Annotated in this window: 12 protein-coding genes; 10 read left to right on the top strand and 2 right to left on the bottom strand. The window is 34.6% G+C overall.

The genetic code is table 11. The features are described from left to right. Positions 1-60 precede the first annotated feature (60 nt). From rsgA to ligA, 9 genes are all read left to right on the top strand, one after another. Positions 61-1,008 (top strand): ribosome small subunit-dependent GTPase A, encoded by a 948-nt coding sequence (gene rsgA / locus F6P99_RS00460; protein ID WP_152285479.1) that lies wholly within the window; start codon positions 61-63, stop codon positions 1,006-1,008. 1 nt (position 1,009) lies between these two features. Continuing rightward, the gene (gene dtd, locus F6P99_RS00455) at positions 1,010-1,462 is read left to right on the top strand and encodes a D-aminoacyl-tRNA deacylase (RefSeq protein ID WP_152285478.1); all 453 of its coding nucleotides are present in this window, start codon (positions 1,010-1,012) and stop codon (positions 1,460-1,462) included. 5 nt (positions 1,463-1,467) lie between these two features. Then, positions 1,468-2,898, top strand: a complete 1,431-nt coding sequence (locus F6P99_RS00450) for a Na+/H+ antiporter NhaC family protein (RefSeq protein WP_152285477.1) — start codon at positions 1,468-1,470, stop codon at positions 2,896-2,898. A 4-nt stretch (positions 2,899-2,902) separates the two neighbouring features. After that, on the top strand, positions 2,903-4,426 hold the full coding sequence (locus tag F6P99_RS00445) for a hypothetical protein (RefSeq protein ID WP_152285476.1): 1,524 nt from the start codon (positions 2,903-2,905) through the stop codon (positions 4,424-4,426). A gap of 105 nt (positions 4,427-4,531) precedes the next feature. Further along, a complete protein-coding gene (locus F6P99_RS00440) occupies positions 4,532-5,914 on the top strand; it encodes a trypsin-like peptidase domain-containing protein (protein ID WP_152285475.1) in 1,383 nt (460 codons plus the stop codon). A gap of 142 nt (positions 5,915-6,056) precedes the next feature. Further along, positions 6,057-7,199: an efflux RND transporter periplasmic adaptor subunit gene (locus F6P99_RS00435; protein ID WP_152285474.1), complete on the top strand. Its 1,143-nt coding sequence runs from the start codon at positions 6,057-6,059 to the stop codon at positions 7,197-7,199. A gap of 1 nt (position 7,200) precedes the next feature. Further along, positions 7,201-10,416: an efflux RND transporter permease subunit gene (locus F6P99_RS00430; protein ID WP_152285473.1), complete on the top strand. Its 3,216-nt coding sequence runs from the start codon at positions 7,201-7,203 to the stop codon at positions 10,414-10,416. Continuing rightward, positions 10,403-11,998, top strand: coding sequence for an efflux transporter outer membrane subunit (locus F6P99_RS00425; RefSeq protein ID WP_152285472.1), 1,596 nt, complete (start codon positions 10,403-10,405; stop codon positions 11,996-11,998). Before F6P99_RS00430 ends, F6P99_RS00425 begins: the two co-directional genes overlap by 14 nt. A 108-nt stretch (positions 11,999-12,106) precedes the next feature. After that, positions 12,107-14,104 carry an NAD-dependent DNA ligase LigA gene (gene ligA / locus F6P99_RS00420; RefSeq protein ID WP_152285471.1) on the top strand — a complete coding sequence of 666 codons (1,998 nt, stop codon included), beginning with the start codon at positions 12,107-12,109 and terminating at the stop codon, positions 14,102-14,104. Here the strand turns inward: ligA and F6P99_RS00415 are convergent, their stop codons facing one another. Both F6P99_RS00415 and F6P99_RS00410 read right to left on the bottom strand, forming a co-directional pair. Beyond that, the gene (locus F6P99_RS00415; protein WP_152285470.1) at positions 14,105-15,052 is read right to left on the bottom strand and encodes a phosphatase PAP2 family protein; all 948 of its coding nucleotides are present in this window, start codon (positions 15,050-15,052) and stop codon (positions 14,105-14,107) included. Positions 15,053-15,146: 94 nt separating this feature from the next. Next, the gene (locus F6P99_RS00410; RefSeq protein ID WP_152285469.1) at positions 15,147-16,604 is read right to left on the bottom strand and encodes a carbohydrate porin; all 1,458 of its coding nucleotides are present in this window, start codon (positions 16,602-16,604) and stop codon (positions 15,147-15,149) included. Between the two features lie 172 nt (positions 16,605-16,776). Between F6P99_RS00410 and F6P99_RS00405 the strand changes: the two genes are divergently transcribed. Next, complete coding sequence (locus F6P99_RS00405; protein WP_152285468.1) at positions 16,777-21,045, top strand: hybrid sensor histidine kinase/response regulator transcription factor; 4,269 nt, start codon at positions 16,777-16,779, stop codon at positions 21,043-21,045. The last annotated feature ends 75 nt before the right edge of the window (positions 21,046-21,120 follow it).

The following is a 21,120-nucleotide window of genomic DNA, read 5'->3' as shown; positions in this document are numbered from 1 at the left end:
TTTGTGGTATTTTTGTTTCATACAATTAGAAACACAAGTAATTAATTGAGAAGTTGATATATGGAAGGAGTTGTTGTAAAGTCTACAGGAAGTTGGTATATCGTTCGTGCTGAAGACAATTCAATACATAAATGTAGAATTAGAGGGAAGTTTAGAATTGAAGGGATCAAGAGTACGAATCCTGTGTCGGTAGGAGATATAGTGGATTTTGAATTGGAACCTAAAAAGGATACAGGTGTCATTATAAATATTCACGAAAGGACGAATTATATCGTCAGAAAGTCTGTGAATTTATCAAAAAGAACTCACATCATCGCTTCCAATATTGATAGAGCATTTTTACTTGTGACTATTGATAATCCTCCTACGACTACCAGTTTTATAGATCGCTTTTTGGTTTCGGCAGAAGCTTATCATATTCCTGTTACTATTTTATTTAATAAAATAGATACCTATAATGAAGATGCGTCAGAAATGAAAGATGAGTTGCTAGATATCTATACATCTATTGGCTATGATTGTATTGAGGTTTCAGCAAAAACAGGAGAAAATATTTCTTTGGTAAAGACTTTAATGCAAGACAAAGTGACCATGTTTTCTGGACATTCTGGTGTAGGGAAATCTACATTAGTAAATGCTATTGAGCCTAGTTTACAATTAAAAACGCTTGAGATTTCTGAACAACATAAACAAGGGCAACATACCACAACTTTTGCAGAAATGCATCCACTAAGTTTTGGTGGTTCGATAATAGATACACCTGGAATTAAAGGTTTTGGGATTGTAGATTTTGAAGATGAAGAAATTTCTGGTTATTTTCCTGAGTTTTTTCGTTTGAAAGAGCAGTGTAAGTTTCATAATTGTAAGCATATCGATGAACCGAAATGCGCAATTAAAGCAGGTTTAGAAGACGACTCAATCGCCCCTTCAAGGTATTTTAGTTACCGTCAAATAATGAAAGGAGAAGAAGAACATTTTAGACAAGATATCTACAGCCAAAAAAAATAACATGAAAGTAGTCATACAAGTTGTGAAAGAAGCCTCAGTAACGATTGATGAAAATATGTATGCATCAATAGAAAAAGGTTTGTTGGTTTTAGTGGGCGTTGAAGATGCTGATACAGATGAAGATATGAAATGGCTTTCGAATAAGATTGTGAATATGCGTGTTTTCACAGACGAGAAAGGGGTTATGAATTTATCAGTAAAAGACCTTGAAGGCGAGGTTTTATTGGTGAGTCAGTTTACGTTGCAAGCAAGTACTAAAAAAGGACACAGACCTTCATATATTAAAGCTTCAAAACCTTCAATAGCTATTCCTGTTTATGAACAATTTATTGAGATAATTGAACGTGATTTAGGGAAAAAAATTTCGACAGGAGTGTTTGGTGCAGATATGAAAGTTGCACTGATTAACGACGGTCCAGTAACGATAATTGTAGATTCAAAACAGAGAGAATAAGTACCATGGATAAGCAAGAGAATAAAAAAAATAATATCTTACTATACGAGGCTTTATCCCCAGTTTTGGTGTTGATTTGTTTTTTGGCGTATAATATTTTTTTCGCTGATGGTGTTCTGTTCGGAGATTATTCTAATCAATTTATTTTATTAATTAGTGCTGTGGTCGCTTGTGCACTCGGTCTAAAGAATAACACGTCTCTTTCTTTTATTTTTAAAGGAGTTTGGCACAATATAAAAAGTGTGGCAACGCCAATTCTAATTCTGTTTTTAGTAGGTGCACTTGCTGGGACTTGGTTGTTGAGTGGTGTGATTCCGGCGATGGTGTTTTATGGGTTGAAGGTTTTGAACCCTTCTATATTTCTTCCAGCTACAGTAATTATTTCTGCAATTATATCTATTGCAACAGGTAGTTCATGGACTACCAGTGCTACAGTAGGAATTGCGTTTGTTGGTATAGGTACTGCACTTGGAATTTCATCAGGTATGATCGCAGGTGCTGTTATTTCAGGTGCTTATTTTGGTGATAAAATGTCTCCTTTAAGTGATACAACGAATTTAGCTCCTGCTATGGCAGGTACGGATCTGTTTACACATATAAAATATATGTCCTTAACAACAGTGCCGACCTTGGTTGCGACTTTGTTGTTTTTTTCGGTTTTAAGTTTTTTTATTGAAACAACCGGAGATACAGATTTGGCCTATTTGTTGAATGTAATTGAAACCACCTTTCAAATAAAACCAGTTTTATTTTTAGTTCCATTGGCAGTAGTGGCCTTAATTCTTTTTAAAGTAAAACCGTTGATTTCACTGTCGGCAGGAGTAGTTTTGGCACAAATTTTTTCGTTGGTCTTCCAATCAGAAGTGATGGAGGCTTTTGAAATGTCTCAATTAGAGTTGCTGATGCAAGCTGTTTTCTCAGATGTTCAAATCACAACTTCAAATGATGCGTTAAATGAATTATTTAGTTCAAGTGGGATGTTAGGAATGCTTTGGACGATTTTATTGATATTAAGCGCAATGGTTTTTGGTGGAGCCATGGAGGCTATTGGAGCCTTGTCTATTATGACAAAAACATTGCTGAAACTTACAACTTCAGTATTCGGACTATTTTTTAGTACTGTCGGAAGTTGTTTGGGGTTAAATATCATAGCTTCAGATCAGTATTTAGCCATTGTGATACCTGGTAAGATGTTCAAGCAGGCATTTGAAAATAAAAATTTAGCTCCTGAGAATTTGAGTAGAACGCTTGAAGATTCTGGTACTGTAACCTCTGTTCTAATCCCATGGAATACTTGTGGGGCGTATCAGTCGTCAGTTTTAGGAGTCTCAGTGTCTGAATATTTTGGGTATGCAGTTTTTAATTATTTAAGTCCAATAACAACTCTTATTTTTGCTGCGTTTCAAATAAAAATAAAACAACGAATTTCTAATTAAAGAGATGAGAAAGTATATACTATTTACCATACTTCTTGTTGCGTTAAAAATCAACGCTCAAGAATATTCTGTTCAAGTTTTTCCGAATAGATACCGATTGAGTTGGGAAACCGTTTCTATGGATACAGAAGCCGATTTAGGTTTTGTAGGAATTGGTTTTGACTTATTTAATTTGGTTAAAAACAATAATACAATTTATGTAGGTATAAATTCATATTCTGCGGTTACCGGAATTCGACCAGGATTGATTACTTTGGGTATGTCTGCTGGTTGGAGTCCAAGACTAACGAAATCTGGCTTGTATTTAGATTTAGGAGCTTTTGTCGGTGGAGGCGGCGGCGGAGGTGCTGCTGATGGTGGTGGTTTAATTGTGCGTCCACATCTAGATTTAGAACAGCGATTTGGTAATTTAGGAATTCGATTTGGTGTTTCAAGAATTGATTTTCCAACGGGTGAAATAACTGGCAATCAAGTCAATGTGGGTATTTCGTACACAGGAAATGATTATTTCAAAGTACAACCATCAAGTTTTAAAAATATTTCTTCAGAACAATTAGATACAAGTCCTTTACGTGTTGCGATTGTAGGAACTCAATATTTTAATTTAAAAGAAGGTTCTGTGCCTTCGAAACCGAATGTTTCAAATGTTGGTCTGGTAGGTTTTCAAATTGAAAGAATTATCAATCCATACTTTTATGGAATGTTGAAATTAAATGGTGCTTACTCGGGTGGGACCGATGGCTACATGTCAATTTTTGTAGGGGCTGGAGGAAAGCTTCCTGTGATTCGTAATTATGTTAATTTAGAGTCGAGATTGTTATTCGGGCCTACTGGTGGTGGCGGTGTAGAATCAGGTGGTGGTGCAACTGCTCAGGCTGAAGTGGGGCTAACATTCTTGTTGGGAAAAGGATACGATTTAAAAGTAATGACTGGTAAAACCTGGTCACCATGGGGACCATTTGACACGAATCATGTTGAGGTAGGTGTTGGGAAATCTTTCGATCGTTTGTTCCCGAAAAAGTTAGATAAAGAAGTAAAGGGTTTTAATATAGATTCGAAAGAATTCTTGGTCAATCACATGGCTTTTTCGGTGTACAATCGAACCTATTTCCCTCCTGATGCAACTACGAAATCAGGAACTCCATATCTTTCTAGCTTCAATTCTTTAGCTTTTGAAATTCAAAAGTATATTGGAGAGAGGTTTAGTATTAACGGAGGAACTGTTTGGGCATACCAAGGTGAGTATGGAGCCTATGCAGAAGGGTTGTTAGGAGTTACCTACTATCAACCGATTTTTAATAAAACCAAACTCTCAATAAAAGCTATGTTCGGAGCTGCTGGGGGTGGTGATATTGACTTAGGAGGAGGGTTGCTGTTTCAATATGCACTTGGTTTAGAAAGGAATTTGAGTGAAAAATGGGATTTCCTTTTACATGTCGGTAAAGTGCAGCCATTGGAAGGTAATTTTACTCCGATTAGTGTAGATTTCGGATTGAAATTTCATATCAATCAGCTAATTAAAAAGTGATTTTTTTACATGTTAAAGGCTAGTTAAAAAAGTTAATAGGCAGTTAAAGTACTATTCTTACACTTGATGATTTTTTATCTTTGAAGTAAATCTAAAAAATCAAAAATGAAAAAAATAGTTAGTTTAGTTTTTGTTGCTTTTCTAGGAGGAGCAATATCATTAGCGGGATTTTCTTATTTGATAAAATCTCAACCGAAAGGAAATAGTGAAGCATCTATAGTTTCAACGAATTACACACCAATACCAGCCAACTTTACTGAATCCTTACCAGCAGAAAACATCAATTTTGTTGCCGCAGCTGCAAAAAGTTTGGATGCGGTTGTTCACGTTAAAAACACTTCTGTTAGTACCTATCATGATCCTTTTGCTGATTTCTTTTATGGGAGAGGAAGTGGGCATGGCAGACAACGTGAGCAAGTGGGTACAGGTAGTGGTGTGTTAATTTCTTCAGATGGATATATCGTTACCAATAACCATGTAATTGATAATGCGACCTCAATCGAAGTGACTTTAAATAATAGAAAAACTTATGAAGCAGAACTAGTAGGAACAGATCCAGCAAGTGATATCGCTTTATTGAAAATTGAAGGTGGTGAATTTGAGTATTTGCCTTTTGCCAATTCTGATGCTATCGAAGTGGGTGAATGGGTTTTGGCGGTAGGTAATCCGTATAATCTTACATCGACTGTTACTGCTGGAATTATTAGTGCCAAAGGACGTGACCTTGAAGGGAATTCAAATACCGAGTCTTTTATTCAAACAGATGCAGCGGTTAATCCTGGTAATAGCGGTGGTGCCTTGGTGAATACACGAGGAGAATTGATTGGAATTAATACAGCAATATCCTCTCAGACAGGTTCGTTTGTTGGGTACTCTTTTGCAGTTCCTTCGAATATTGCAAAAAAAGTTATTGAAGATATCATGGAATTTGGGAATGTTCAACGAGCGTTGATTGGTATTCAATACGATCCTCGAAAAGACGATCTAGAAGGCGTTAGAATAACTGCAATTACCAAGGGTGGGGGAGCAGAAAAAGCAGGTTTACAAGAAGAGGATATCATTGTGAAAATAGAGAATGTTAAGATTAGAAAATTTTCAGATCTGAAAGGTCAGTTGAATGCAAAACGACCTGGTGATAAAATTCAAGTAACTGTTTTACGTGAGAATAATTATGTTACCAAAACTGTAGAGTTGACGGAAAACAAAACATTACATGTAAATTTATTAGGGTTTTCCGTTGAGAAGTTATCTAAAGAAGAAATGAAAAATTTTAAGGTTAAAACTGGAGTGAAAATTGTGAATATTCGTAATTCTGAATTGAAAGATTTAGGGGTAGTTGAAGGGAATGTTTTGGTTGAAATCAATAATGAAAAAGTTTCTTCAGTAGATCAAGTAGATGTTTTGTTAAAAGAAAAGTCGAAAGAAGGGTATTTAAAATTAGGAATAATGAATTCAAAAGGAGTGAAAGAAAATTATATTTTCAGATAAATATGATTAGTATTTAAGCAGAGCCGATGTGTAGACTAACACATCGGCTTTTTTTATTTTTGAAAGTGAGAGATTAATTTTTAATTTGCGTCTTAATTTTTTTTACTTTTACTAATTAAAATTGACTACTAATCTAACGTATATGAAATTTTCTATTTATGCACTTTTTTGCAGTGCACTTCTTTTTACTTCATGTAAAGAAAAACAAGAAATTAAATTACCTCCTCAAAAATTAAAAGTATTTGAAATAAAGGCACAGACAGTTCCTGTTTACAGAGAATTTGTGGGGCAGGTATATGGAAAAAGTGATATTCCTATTAGAGCTAGGGTAGAAGGTTTTCTTGAGAAAATTCATTTCAAAGAAGGTAGTACTGTGAAAAAAGGACAACTTCTATATAGCGTAGATCCAGATCCTTTTAAACAAGAGGTAGCGACTCAGGAGAGTAGACTTGCTCAATCTAAAACAAATCTTATCCAAAAAGAAAGTGATTTAGAACGTGTAGAGCCATTAGCAGAAATCGATGCCATAAGTAAAAGAGAGTTAGATATGGCTAGAGCTCAGAGAGATGCTGCTAGATCAGAGGTGAAAGCTGCAGAAGCGAGTCTTAAATTGGCAAAAATAAACCTAGGGTATACCGATATTTATTCGCCTTTAAACGGTTTGATAGGAAAAACCTTAGCAAGACAAGGAGAATTTGTAGGTAAAGATCCAAATCCGGTAATTTTAAATACCGTTTCAAGAGTTGACTCGATTCGAGTTCAATTTTTCTTATCTGAAAACGATTATTTATTGATTGCCCGAGAATATATGGCATCAAAAGAAGAAAAGTTTAGCGAAGAGGACTCCAAAGAAAATATTCAGTTAATTTTTTCTGATAAAACAGTATACGAACATAAAGGTCATGTTGATTTTATAGACAGAAATGTAGACCCTACAACAGGGGCTATTTTGTTGCAAGCATCTTTTCCAAATCCAGATGGTTTTATTAGACCTGGTCAATTTGCTAGAGTGAAAATCAATATTCGTAATGCAGAGAACGCTTTGTTAGTTCCTCAAAAGTGCCTTACTGAATTACAAGGAGGCTATTCTTTGTTTGTTGTAAACGATAAGAATATTGTAGAAAATAAAGCTGTTCAAGTAGGTTTATCTGTTGATGATTATAAACTAATTAAATCAGGAGTGAGTTCAGGAGATAGAATAATATTAGATGGAATTCAAAAAGTTAGAGCAGGAATGGAAGTGATTCCTGAAGTAGTTGAATTCGAAAGCAGAAAAGAAAAATAATATGGCTGAAAATAAAGGTAATTTTTTTGTACACCGTCCGATTGTAGCCATTGTAATTGCAATTATTATTGTGATTGTCGGAGCTGTTTCTGTAATCGGTTTACCTATTGAACAATACCCAAATTTAACACCTCCTATTGTTGAAGTTCGTGCGACGTATACAGGTGCGAATGCCACGAATGTGGAGGAATCTGTAGCAACTCCATTAGAACAAGAAATGAATGGGGTAGACAATATGATCTATATGAAGTCTACCAATGCCAATGATGGTACCATGGTAATTCAGGTTTCTTTTGATGTTGGTACTGACCCTGATATGAATACCGTTCTTGCCCAAAACAGAGTTTCAGCAGCAACAGCTAAATTACCTGCAGCGGTAACCAAATATGGGGTGACAACTAAAAAATCATTGCCAAACATTTTGATGTTGATTTCGCTAACTTCTGCGAATCCATCCCATAATAATCAAGACTTTTTAGGGAACTATGCTTTGATTAATATCAAAGATCAATTAGCTCGTTTGAAAGGAATCGGTAGGGTTGATGTAATGGGAGCAGCAAATTACTCAATGCGTATTTGGATCAAACCTGATAGATTGTCAAGATTAGGAATTACGGTTTCTGATATGATCAATGCAATTAATGAACAAAACCTGATCGTTCCTGGTGGTAAATTTGGGGCAGAACCTGCACCTGCCGGGACTGAGTTTACTTATACAGTTCGTTTACCTGAAAGATTTAACTCTCCAAAAGAGTTTGAAGATATCGTTATCCGTACGAAATCTGATGGATCGAGTGTGAAAATTGGAGATGTTGCTAGAGTAGATCTTGGAGTTGAAACATATAACATGATTCCGAGATTAGGAGTGAACTCGGATGGAAGAGATTCTATACCAAAGTCATCGGCAATTGTAGCTTTGTATCAAGCTCCTGGTTCGAATGCTGTAGAGTTGGCTCAAAACGCAGTCAAAGAAATGGAAGAATTGTCAAAAGGATTTCCTGAAGGGATGAGCTTTGATGTTTCTTTAGATTCAACATTACCTATTACGGCAGGGATAAAAGATATCATTGTTACTTTGATTGTGGCTTTGATATTGGTTGTATTAGTGGTATTTATTTTTATTCAAGATTGGAGAGCTACTTTGATTCCGACCTTAGCGATTCCTGTATCGTTAGTTGGTGCATTTATGTTTTTTCCGGCATTAGGATTTACAATTAATGTATTGTCTCTTTTGGGGCTTGTACTCGCCATTGGGATTGTGGTAGATGACGCGATTGTAGTAGTAGAGGCCGTACAGGTGAATATTGCTGCTGGGATGACATCTAAAGAAGCGACAATAGATGCGATGAAAAAAGTAACAGCGCCAGTTATTGCTACAACCTTAGTTTTGGTTGCGGTTTTTATACCGGTTGCAGGTATGGCGGGAATTACAGGATTGTTGTATCAACAGTTCGCGATTACCATCGTTGTATCGGTAATAGTATCATCTGTTAATGCCTTGACATTGAGTCCTGCATTGTGTAGTTTATTGCTGAAAGAACCAAAACCTTATGGAGGTTTGCTAGGGAAATTCTTCGATAAATTTAACAAGTGGATGGGGAAAAGTACGGATTATTATATGAGTTACACGAATATAATTTCCGGTAAAATTAAACGAGGAGCCATCTTTATTGTAATCCTAACAATTGGTGCAGGTATTTTTGGAAAGTTGGTACCTGGAGGGTTTATTCCCGAAGAAGATATGGGGTATTTTTATGTAAACTTACAATTACCTAATGCGGCCTCATTACAACGATCAAATGAAATATCTAAAAAAGTTGAAAATATACTATTAAAATATCCAGAGGTAGAATATGTAACTAACGCAACAGGATATAGTATGCTTTCAGGTTCTATGGCTTCTAATAATGGTTTTATGTTTGTGACATTGAGAGATTGGTCTCAGCGTAAAGCAACGATTAAAGAAGTTGTCAACCGACTCAATGTAGAGTTGTCTCAAAAAATTAAAGGAGCACAGGCTTTTGCGTTTGGTCCTCCTGCAATTCCTGGTTTAGGTAATGGTTCAGGGTTTAGTATTATGCTGCAAGATAAAGGTGGTAATACACCAGATTATTTATCGATGAATGCGAATAAATTTATTCAAGCTGCAAATGCAAGACCTGAAATAGGTAGGGCATTTACAACATTCCAATCTTCCGTACCACAGAGGTATATGGACATAGATAAAGAGAAAGCTTTAAAATTAGGGATTTCCTTAAATGAGTTATATACTACTGTGGGTGCATTCATGGGAGGTAGTTATGTAAATGACTTTACTCGATTTGGAAGACTCTATAAGACATACATTCAAGCTGAAAATGAATACAGAGTAGATGAATCTCAGATGGATAATTTTTTCATCAAGAATAAAGATGGAAACATGGTTCCTTTATCTACGGTTGCTACGATTACTCCGATTTCGGGACCTGATTACACAACTCGATTTAATTTATACAGAGCCGTTGAGGTAACTGGTGGACCTGCCCCTGGTTATACTTCTGTGCAAGCAATGAATGCTTTAAAGGAAGTGGCAGCAGAAGTACTTCCTTCAGATATGACTACATCATGGAACGCAATGTCGTACCAGGAAAATAAAGCGTCAGGTTCATTAGGTACGATTTTGACATTTTCTTTGGTATTTGTATTCTTAATCTTAGCAGCTCAATACGAAAGTTGGTCTTTACCATTTAGTATTTTGTTAGGAACGCCATTCGCTATTTTTGGGGCGTTATTTGCCTTATGGGTATCTCGTTTGTTTAGTCCATCTTTTGAGAATAATATTTTTGCTCAAGTATCCTTTGTAATGTTGATTGGAATGGCAGCGAAGAACGCCATATTGATAGTTGAGTTCGCCAATGATGAATTTAAAAAAGGCCTTAGTCTTATGGATGCAGCATTAGCGGCAGCCCGTTCGAGGTTTAGACCAATTTTAATGACGGCATTCTCATTTATTTTGGGTGTGTTTCCATTGGTTATTGCATCAGGGACTGGTGCAGAGGCAAGAAAAGTTATGGGAATGGCCTTGTTAGGCGGAATGACTTTGGCTACATTCTTGGGAGTTTTTATGTATCCAATGCTATTTATCTTAATTGGTAAGGTTGCTGGATATGAGAAAAAAAGAGATCAGCAAAAATTAAAGGAATTAGAAATTTCTAAAGAAGCAAATGATGAAAATTAATTTATCAACATATATAAGTGCGTTTATAGTTGGTTTACTCATATATTCTTGTGCAGTAGGTCCCAATTATCATAAACCGGTAGATCAGACATCGGCAGAATTTAGATTTAAAAAGCAAGATTCTACTTTAAATGATAGTGTTGTCAATTTAAAATGGTGGGAGATTTTTCAAGATAGTATTATAGATACTTTGGTGCGTCAAGCTTTAGTAAATAATAAAAATCTATTAATAGCAGCTAGTAGAATCGAACAGGCGAGAGCGAATGTGAAATTTACGAATGCTGATCGTTTGCCTCAATTTGGATATAGTGCAAGTGCAGGAAGAACCAACATGCCGTTTGGGACAGTTTTTCCATCTACAGCAAATAATTTTTCTGGCTCTGTGAATGCGAATTGGGAAATAGATTTTTGGGGTAAATACAAAAGATCAACTGAATCGGCAAAAGCTGAGTTAATGGGGACTTTGTATGCGAAAAGAGCGGTTGAAATAGCGTTGATTAGTGAAATTGCGATTAATTATTTTAAACTGATAGGATACCGTACTCAGTTAGAGATATCTAACAAAACACTAGCAAGTCGTGATAGTACTTTGAATATAATTCAAAATAGATTTGATTTTGGTTATACGCATATTATTGACGTGAATCAAGCTGAAATTCAGAAAGCGATTGCCCAAACAGCAGTTCCTTATTACAAACGTTTGATTGCTATCACAGAAAACAATTTAAGCGTATTAATTGGTGGGATGCCACAGGAAATCAAGACAAATATAACATATTACGAATATGAGCTGCCAGATTCAATACCAGTTGGACTTCCGTCGGAGATATTGTTGAGAAGACCAGATGTCTTACAAGCAGAACAAAACTTCAAATCGGCAAATGCAAACGTAGGCGTTGCACAGGCTATGCGTTATCCTTCTTTTAGTTTAACAGGTTTGTTAGGTGTGGGTAGTACACAACTGTCAACGATTTTAGATAATGGATTAGGGTGGGGAGCTTCTGCTGGAATCACAGGTCCAATATTCCAATTCGGTAAGAATAAGAAACGAGTTGATGTTGCTAGAGAGGTAGCGAAACAGTCGTTATTGACTTATGAGAATACTGTTTTGAATTCAATGAAAGAAGTTAGTAATTCTTTGGTTGAGATTGAAACTTTGAAAGAAGAGTTAGAAGCAAGACAATTACGTCTTGATGCAGCAAATAATGCGAGCAATCTTTCTAGTCAGCGTTATTATCAAGGGGTAACAAGTTATTTAGAAGTAACAGAAAATCAACGTCAAGAATTTGATGCTGAACTATCTTATTCTGATAATTTCCAACAGTTGTTAACTGCTTATGTAAATTTATATAAATCATTAGGTGGAGGCTGGGTTTCTGAAGCTGAAATGGAAAAATATGCAGAAATTATTGCTGAAGAACGTGATATCGAATTGGATTCCATAAATAGAGATACTTTGGTTTATATGGGACAGATAGTTGATTATAAGTTAACTAAAGAAGAAGAAGAGCAACGCAAAGAACAAAGGAAGAAAGAAAAAGAAGCGTATAAACAACGTGAAAAAGAAGAGAAAAATAAATAAAAAAAGAGAGTCATTTTGACTCTCTTTTTTTATTTATTTTATGGTAATTAGATTGATTTACTTGGGCGATTTATTAGATTTGTATATTGTCAAATTTATTAGTTATCCATGAGTCAATCAGTAGAAAATAAGATACACGAACTTCGAGAAACCCTAAGACAGCACAATCATAATTATTATGTGAATGATGCTCCTACAATATCTGATTTTGAGTTTGACATGTTGTTGAAAGAATTAGAGGGACTTGAATCTGCAAATCCAGAGTTTTATGATAAAAACTCACCCACACAACGAGTAGGGGGCGACGTTACTAAAAATTTCGAAACTGTAGTTCATAATAATAGAATGTATTCTTTAGATAATTCATATTCATTGGAGGATTTACTGGATTGGGAAAAGAGAATACAAAAAATCATTGAAGCTCCGATTGAGTATACCTGTGAGTTAAAATATGATGGTGCGTCTATCAACCTTACCTATGAAAAAGGTGAGTTGGTAAAAGCGGTAACAAGGGGAGATGGCTTTCAAGGGGATGATGTTACAGCAAACGTAAAGACAATTCGATCTCTACCATTAAAGTTGAAAAATGAGTTTGTTGATTCTTTTGAAATTAGAGGAGAAATTATTTTACCATTAGAAGGGTTTAACAAGATGAATAAGCAGAGGGCGGACGCAGGTGAAGAGGTTTATGCAAATCCTAGAAATACGGCTAGTGGATCATTAAAATTACAAGACAGCGCTGAAGTCGCAAAAAGACCATTAGATTGCTTGTTGTATCAAGTAGTTTCGAATTCTACTAAATACAATTCTCATGCACAATTATTGCAAAAAGCTAAGGATTCAGGTTTTAAGGTTCCGGATACAATTAGAATAGCAAAATCGATCAGCGAAGTTTTCGATTTTGTAAATGAGTGGGATGAAAAAAGACACGATTTGCCATATGAAACAGATGGGGTGGTTATAAAAGTGAATTCAATTTCTCAACAAGAGGAGTTGGGTTATACTTCGAAAGCGCCTCGTTGGGCGATTGCATATAAGTTTAAAACAGAGCAGCAATCAACATTACTCAATGAAATAACCTATCAAGTAGGAAGAACAGGAGCAATAACTCCTGTTGCAAATTTAGAGCCTGTTCAGCTTGGAGGGACTACTGTAAGAAGAGCTTCTTTGCATAATGCTGATCAGATAGAGAAATTGGACATACGAGTTGGGGATACTGTTTTAGTTGAAAAAGGAGGTGAGATAATTCCGAAAATTGTTGGAGTAGCCCTTGAAAAACGCCCTAATAATTCTTCTAAAACGGAATATGCCAAAAACTGTCCTGAATGTAATACTGAATTGATTCGTAAAGAAGGAGATGCGAAACATTATTGTCCGAATGAATTTGGATGTCCTACTCAGATAACAGGTAGGATTCAACATTTTATCAGCAGGAAGACAATGGATATTGAAGGTTTAGGAGGGGAAACAGTTGATTTGTTAAGGAAAAATGGACTTGTGAAAAATTATGCAGATCTATATGATCTTAAGAAAGAGATGTTGTTGCCACTTGATAGAATGGCTGAGAAATCTGCACAAAATATTATTGAAGGAATAGAAAAGTCCAAAAAAATACCTTTTGAAAAAGTTTTGTTTGCATTAGGTATTAGATTTGTTGGAGAAACGGTTGCTAAAAAACTTGCAAGGCATTTTAAAAATATAGACGCATTACTAGCTTCTAGTATTGACGAATTGATTGCTGTTGATGAAATCGGTGAAAGGATAGCAGATAGCATTGTGGCATTTGCTAATGATAATATAACAACTTCGATCATTGAAAGATTGAAAGAAAATGGAGTGCAACTTGAGTTGTCAGAGGCAGTTTTAGAGAATCAAACGGATAAGCTCAAAGGGAAAATATTTGTGGTGTCTGGAGTGTTTCACCAAGTATCTCGTAATGAGTTAAAGAAGTTAATTGAAGACAACGGAGGAAAAGTAAGTAGTTCTATTTCTAAGAAGACTTCATTTGTAGTTGCAGGTGAAAATATGGGGCCTTCTAAACTTGAAAAAGCAACAAATTTAGAAGTTCCTATTTTGAATGAAGATGAATTTTTAGCCTTAATATAGCTAAAAGGATGCGACAAATTGCAAGCCAACCATAGAACTAGAAATTTGAGGAAGCAATTGTTTTTTCATTTCAATCTTGTTGGTACTCTTTTTAACGGCAAGTTTGTTTTTATCTTTTTGAACTTGTTTTCTGCTGCTTAATACGACACTTCGACCAATTACGGTTCCGATTAATCCCCCTACTAACATATCTGATAGCCAATGTCTATGGTCAGAAAATTGATTCATAAAAATAACCGAAACAAAAGTATAAGGAATCCAATAATTATTATACTCCATTGCTATAACTTTGGCAACTGCATAGTATGCTGTCGCATGTAAGGATGGCATGGCAGTTCCTAATTGTTGTGTGCCTCCAGTTACTCCATGATAGTATCCAAAATCCCAATTGTTTTTTGTGTAAGGATATACTGCTGGTTTATCACTGCTTAGTTTTTGATCTGGTCTTTTTCGAGCTATTATTGATTTTAAAAGTAAATGAGATATAACAAAGGAATATGCCATGGATTTAAATGCATTTCCAGCGGCACGTTGTCCTTTTTCACTATTTGCAATAAAGGAACCTAGATATAGTCCTATTAGTGGATAAGAAATATAGGCATCCTCACCAGAGAGCCAAGCCATATTCTGATTACCAATAGTAATGTCTGGTAAAGTGTAATCAACTGCAGGTTCAACATAATCTTGCAAAAAAACAGTGGTGTAATAATCGGTTGCAATAAGTCCTATGATACCGGCAGAATAAAACGCTGTAGTTTTCCAATCTTTAGAAACACTATGACCCATCTCGCCAAAATCACCAGGGATAGTAATAATACTATTTTTAATCACTCTTCCAGCAACTTTGAACCGATTCTCTTTCTTTTCCTTTTTGTAGTTTAGACTGTCTATTTGACTAAATCCCGTGAGATTAATTGCTAAAAACAAATAGATGATGTACTTCTTCATTTTAAAAATTTTCTCAAAAGTAAGGATAAAACTGTGTTACCCGAATATATAAGATTCAATTTTTTTTATAAGTATTTTTTATAGATTCGATAAGTTAATTCCATAACCACCATTCAGTTTTGACACCAAAATAGGTTCCCCAACTTTTTTGACCTGCAAATTGTAAAAACGGAGAGTATAAACTTTCTTTAGCATAATCGTTGTATTTGGCTACAGATGCAACGAATCGAATATGCGGCCTGGCCCACATGCTTTTTTGACCTGTAGGAACATACACTGGAGCTATTGTGAATTTTGTCATACTTGCAATGGGGTTTACACCGTCTTTTCTTTGCGAATAGTGAAACTCTGTAATCAAATGGAAAAAATCATTGAAATAATACTCGTCACGAGCACCAATTGTAAAATCAATTTTCTTGTTGTAAACTTCTCTATCAAAATACGTTTTAGATAGTCCATCAGTAGGCGCAGCTCCCTTACTTAAGGTGTAAATAATATAAGGGTTTATTGAGTTGTTTTCTGAAGTATTAAAAACTGACTGATTCACGATAGCAAGAGAATATGCACCTTTAAAATTTTGTGCAATAGTATCGGGAGCACCAAACGTAGCCCAGGTTTTTGATACACCACCATCTCCACCATTTGCAATTCGTGTTCCGTATCGAACAGATAAATCATTGAAAGATCCTTCTCTCATTTTTTTTAAATTAATATGATGTCTTGCTCCTATGACGAATCCATAATCTGAAGGATAGTTGTATTTAGTAGCTGGCTCGATTGGATTGGTTGGATTGTCTTGTGAATCTCCAGCATGTCCATCAGGCATTCTGTGATACTCACCAAGTAGTGTAACCCTGTTATTTTCGTTTATATCAATATCATGTTCTGCAACCAACACTGTTCTCTGTCTTAACGCTGTACTAGGTGTTCCTGTTTTGATGTTTAAGTAAAAATAGGGAGGTACTGTAGATGTGGTATCTGTAGCCGTAACAAATATTGCAGCTAATCGTGTCTTTTTAAATTCAATACCAAAACCTTGGCCAGAATGATCATTAAAGTAAAAGTGATCTGCAATATGCACATCAGGACCTCTATATAAACGAGAACCAACCCATACATTTATTCCTGAATTTCGAATATTTCTAGCTTGAATAAACAATTCAGGTATTGCAAATGTCAATCCTCCTAAACTCGAAGTTGTACTATTTCCAAAAGAAGTAAGACTATTTGAAAAAACAGACAACCTCAATTGCATATTGATGTAAGTACTATCTCCTTTTTGGGGTTTGAATTGCAGCGAAGGGGCAAATTCTAAATAATCTTGCTCTTCCATTCTTCCACCAATACTACCCATATTATTCAGGTTCAAACGTCTTCCGATAGTTCTACCATCATCAAAAGACCAATCAACACCGACTCTACCATATGAACCAATCGCAATATTTTTATTGGTGATGTGGTCATAAGCAATTTGACTACTGGCTATTAATGAGAATAACAAAAAAGGTAGTGTTAAAAGTTTTGATTCTGTAGAAAAATTAAAAAGCTTCATAGGTTGTTTTTTAGTTTGGATCAGTTAAAGATAGTATAAAAATTTTATTATAGAAATTAAGACATATGGACTAATATCTCTTTTGCTTTTTTTTTTAGTTATAGATAAAATAGTTAGTTTTGAATCTACTTGAATAGTATAGGTTTCAGTTAAATTTCATAAAATTTTATCAATGATTAACTACAAGTTGAAGTTGCATTATCAATGGGTTTTTACCGGAGTATTTCTATTTGTGACTCTATTATTAACCGCACAAAGTTCTTTTGAGTTTGAACATTTATCAACTGTAGATGGATTGTCTCAAAATGACGTGAACTGTATTTATCAAGACAAAAAAGGATTCATGTGGTTTGGAACACACGATGGATTAAATAGGTACGATGGATATGATTTTAAAATATTTAAACCAAATCCTAATAGTCAAAATAGCATTAGTAGTAATTTAATTTGGCGTATCGTTGAAGATGAAAAAAATAATTTATGGATTGGTACTACAGGAAATGGATTAAATCATTATAACAAAAAAACCGAACAATTTACTCGTTTTGTAAATGATCAAAAAGACAAACGCAGTCTGCCAGATAATACAGTTCGAGAAGTTTTTGTCGACTCAAAAAATAGGTTGTGGGTCGCAACATTAAAAGGTATGAGTATGGCCGATTTGTCTAAACCGTTAGATTCAATAAGTTTTAGTCATTTCGAATTATCTTCTAGTGATGTTTTTTTTGGCGGACAAATTGTTGTAATGAGTATCGCCGAAGACAGTAAAGGCCAGGTATGGGTGGGTACATCGAAGGGCTTGCATAAATTGTCGAGAGATGAAAATGGAAGTATCTATTTCCCTTCAATAAACAAAATGATTAATTTACCGAATGTTACCGTAAAAGGTATTCAAGAAGATATTAAAGGTAGGTTGATTTTGGCAACTACGAAAGGATTGTATACTGTTGTTCATGATAAATTTACCAGTAAGGCGTTAAAATTATTTAATGGGAATTTTAGTGACGTAGCAATTACCGGTGATTATTTATGGGCAGGAACACCTCAAGGACTGTCTTATTTTAAATCGGAATCAATCAATGATGAACTTGAGTTAATAGAGCATTTTACATACAATCCTAAACAGCCAGTGACAAGCTTAAGTAAGAATAATGTAAGCTCATTGTTTATAGATAAAACTGGCATCGTTTGGATTGGTGTGAATGGTGGAGGCGTGAATAAATATGATCCTTCTCGAAAGCAGTTTCAAATTGTAAGGAAAACTTCAGATTCTAATAGTTTAAGCAATGATAAAGTCAGATCGTTATTTGAAGATAGTAACGGAACTCTTTGGGTGGGGACTGAAGGAGGAGGATTGAATATGGAAATTAGAGATGAACAAAACCCAAGATATAGCAAGTTTACACATTTAAAAGGGAATCTACCAATATTTTCGTTGCATGAAATTAATAGGAATGGTAAAAAATATTTATTGGCAGGAACTCATGGAGGAAGTAGTTTGTTCGAAATAGATATTACCAACCCGAAAAAATCAATCAACAATATTAATGCTGTTAAGGATATTGGTCATAGTGTTTTTGCAATAAATAATGATGAAGATGGTAATTTATGGTTTGGAACATATGGTTCGGGAATCGTAAGATGGATGTTAAATGAAGAAACTAAAGATTATAAAAAAGATATTTTATCGTTTAATGATACGCAAAAAGGAAGTGTTTCTAGTAACATTATCAGGGACATTTTAATCGATTCTAAAAAGAATATATGGTTTGCAACAGGTGATGGACTTTGTAAATTGTCGTATGAGGAAAGCTTAAAAAAAAGACCCTATTTCGAAATTTATAAAAATATTCCTGGAAACAGTTCTAGCTTGAGTCATAACTACTTATTGAATATTTTTGAAAGTTCGAAAGGTGACATTTGGATTGGTACTTTTGGAGGAGGATTGAATAAATTAATTCAAGAAAAAGATTCCGTATATTTTGATGTGTTTTCAGAAAGTGATGGTCTTCCTAATAATGTAATTAAAGGGATTTTAGAAGATAAAGATCAAAATTTATGGCTTTCAACAAATAAAGGCTTATCTAAATTTAATACTAAGGATAGGGTTTTTAAGAATTTTGACGTAAATGATGGGCTACAAAATGATGAGTTTAGTGAGTTGGCGGCTTGTAAAACAAATGACGGGAAATTGCTTTTTGGAGGAGTAAGTGGGTTCAATGTTTTTGATCCAGATGGGATAAAAGGGAATTTGATTGGTGCTGAAACAATTATCACTGATTTTTCTATTTTCAATAAATCTGTCTCTATAGGTGAAGAAATTAATGGCAGAGTAATTCTTGATAAATCCATTAATGAAATTGGTCAAGTAGAGTTGAAATACAGTGAAAATAGTTTTTCTTTCGAATTTGCATCACTTCATTATGCAGCCCCAAAAAAAAATCAATTTGCCTATAAACTGGAAGGCTTTAACAAAGACTGGATATATACAACCTCAGATAAAAGATTTGCAACCTATACGAATTTAGAACCTGGCAAGTATAAATTATTGGTAAAAGCATCGAATAATGATGGAATATGGGATCGAACACCTACAGAACTCAAGATAAAAGTTATCCCTCCATGGTGGAGATCCAATCTAGCGAAGGTCATCTACGTATTGTTGTTCTTGGCAAGTTTAATGGGGTTTAGAAGATATACTTTGATTAGTTCTTCTAAAAAACACGATTTAGAATTAGAACATTTAGAAAACGAAAAAAATGCTGAAATCCATAAGCTTAAGTTGGAGTTTTTTACAAATATATCACATGAATTTAGAACACCGTTAACTTTGATAAGAGGACCTCTAGAATTTTTAAGAAAGGGTGGTGATAAGGTGTCTAAAAAAGAAGTTCATGAGCAGTACGAACTGATACATAAAAACGTAACCAATTTACTGAGATTGGTAGATCAGTTGTTAGATTTTAGAAAAATGGATAAGGGAAAAATGGAACTTGTTCTTGGAGAAAGTGATATAATATCATTTGTTAAAGGACTTGGAGAACCATTTCAATTTATGAGTTCTAAAAAGAATATTCATTTCTCTATTGTTTCAGATTTGAAAAAAATGATGATTTGGTTTGATTTTTCTGCTTTGGAAAAAATACTCAACAATTTATTGTCAAATGCTTTTAAATTTACCCCAGAAAAAGGTGAAATTTCTGTAACGGTTTTTGATGGAGGTACTTTTGTTTTACCAGAATCTATAAAGAGAAAAGATAATCAATCAGACTATGTAGTTGTTGAAGTAAAAGATTCTGGACCTGGGATACCAAAGCATAGGATTCAGCACATTTTTGAGCGTTTTTATACGCAAGTGGGGCAGGGTAATTTTGATATGAAAGGTACTGGAATTGGATTGTCATTTACAAAAAAATTAGTTGAATTGCATAAAGGAATGATTGATGTAATTAGTGATTCTTCATTCGGATCCGCTTTTTATGTTTGGATTCCAAAACACAAAAAAATGTATGAAGCGACGAATGAAGTTGTGTTTCAAGAAATATCGGAAGGTAAAACAGTAGTAGGGCAAGCCGACGCGGAAACACATGTAATAGGTGTGTTAGATGATATAGTTGATAAGAATTTATCTCGATCTCGCTCACAATTACCTGTACTTTTAATAGTTGATGACAATCCAGATATTAGATCTTTTATTAAAAAAGGACTAGGAGAAAAGTATTATATCTATGAAGCCGAAAATGGAGAACAAGGATTAGGAATCGCAAAAAAAATCATTCCGAATATAATTATTACAGATTTAATGATGCCAATTATGGATGGTATTGAATTTTGTAAAATACTCAAAACAACACAAGAGACAAGTCATATCCCAGTTGTAATGTTAACTGCAAAGACATCTGAAGAATCTGAGATTGAAGGGTTGAAAACAGGTGCGGATGCCTATGTAAGAAAGCCTTTTGACATGGAGTTGTTAGAATTAAAACTAACGAATATATTAAAACATAGAGATAAGTTAAGAAAAGTGTTCAACAGGGATATAGTGTTGCAGCCTAAAGAGGTAACAGTGACTTCTACGGATGAAACCTTTTTACAAAAGGCGATTGATATTGTTGAAAAGCATATGATGAATTCAGAGTTTAGTGTTGAGCTTTTGGTTAAGGAAATGGCTTTAAGTCGAAGTAATTTGTTTTTGAAAATAAAAGAACTAACAGGTCTGTCTTCAAGTGAATTTATCAGAAATATCAGACTTAAACGAGCTGTTCAATTATTAGAACAGAGTGACCTGTCAGTAAAAGAAGTTATGTATATGACTGGTTTCAATACTGCTTCATACTTTTCAAAATGCTTTAAAAAACAATTTGGTGTAATACCAAGTAAATACGTTCGTCAATCTGATCGGGTAAAATCTTCCGACCAAACAAATGAGGGGCTATCATAACATAAGCCATTTGTATTATATAATAAGACATATTTTTCGATGATCATTGAATTATAGTTGAATCTTTGTGCTGCA

This window comes from Flavicella marina, from assembly GCF_009193215.1.
GTDB lineage: Bacteria > Bacteroidota > Bacteroidia > Flavobacteriales > Flavobacteriaceae > Flavicella > Flavicella marina.
Note: the sequence above shows the minus strand (reverse complement) of the source record. Positions and strands in the feature narration are given on the sequence as shown.

Excerpts from the sequence above, each read along its gene's own strand:
- rsgA (WP_152285479.1), top strand. The coding sequence starts at position 61 with ATGGAAGGAGTTGTTGTAAAGTCTACAGGAAGTTGGTATATCGTTCGT.
- dtd (WP_152285478.1), top strand. The coding sequence starts at position 1,010 with ATGAAAGTAGTCATACAAGTTGTGAAAGAAGCCTCAGTAACGATTGAT.
- F6P99_RS00450 (WP_152285477.1), top strand. The coding sequence starts at position 1,468 with ATGGATAAGCAAGAGAATAAAAAAAATAATATCTTACTATACGAGGCT.
- F6P99_RS00445 (WP_152285476.1), top strand. The coding sequence starts at position 2,903 with ATGAGAAAGTATATACTATTTACCATACTTCTTGTTGCGTTAAAAATC.
- F6P99_RS00440 (WP_152285475.1), top strand. The coding sequence starts at position 4,532 with ATGAAAAAAATAGTTAGTTTAGTTTTTGTTGCTTTTCTAGGAGGAGCA.
- F6P99_RS00435 (WP_152285474.1), top strand. The coding sequence starts at position 6,057 with ATGAAATTTTCTATTTATGCACTTTTTTGCAGTGCACTTCTTTTTACT.
- F6P99_RS00430 (WP_152285473.1), top strand. The coding sequence starts at position 7,201 with ATGGCTGAAAATAAAGGTAATTTTTTTGTACACCGTCCGATTGTAGCC.
- F6P99_RS00425 (WP_152285472.1), top strand. The coding sequence starts at position 10,403 with ATGATGAAAATTAATTTATCAACATATATAAGTGCGTTTATAGTTGGT.
- ligA (WP_152285471.1), top strand. The coding sequence starts at position 12,107 with ATGAGTCAATCAGTAGAAAATAAGATACACGAACTTCGAGAAACCCTA.
- F6P99_RS00415 (WP_152285470.1), bottom strand. The coding sequence starts at position 15,052 with ATGAAGAAGTACATCATCTATTTGTTTTTAGCAATTAATCTCACGGGA.
- F6P99_RS00410 (WP_152285469.1), bottom strand. The coding sequence starts at position 16,604 with ATGAAGCTTTTTAATTTTTCTACAGAATCAAAACTTTTAACACTACCT.
- F6P99_RS00405 (WP_152285468.1), top strand. The coding sequence starts at position 16,777 with ATGATTAACTACAAGTTGAAGTTGCATTATCAATGGGTTTTTACCGGA.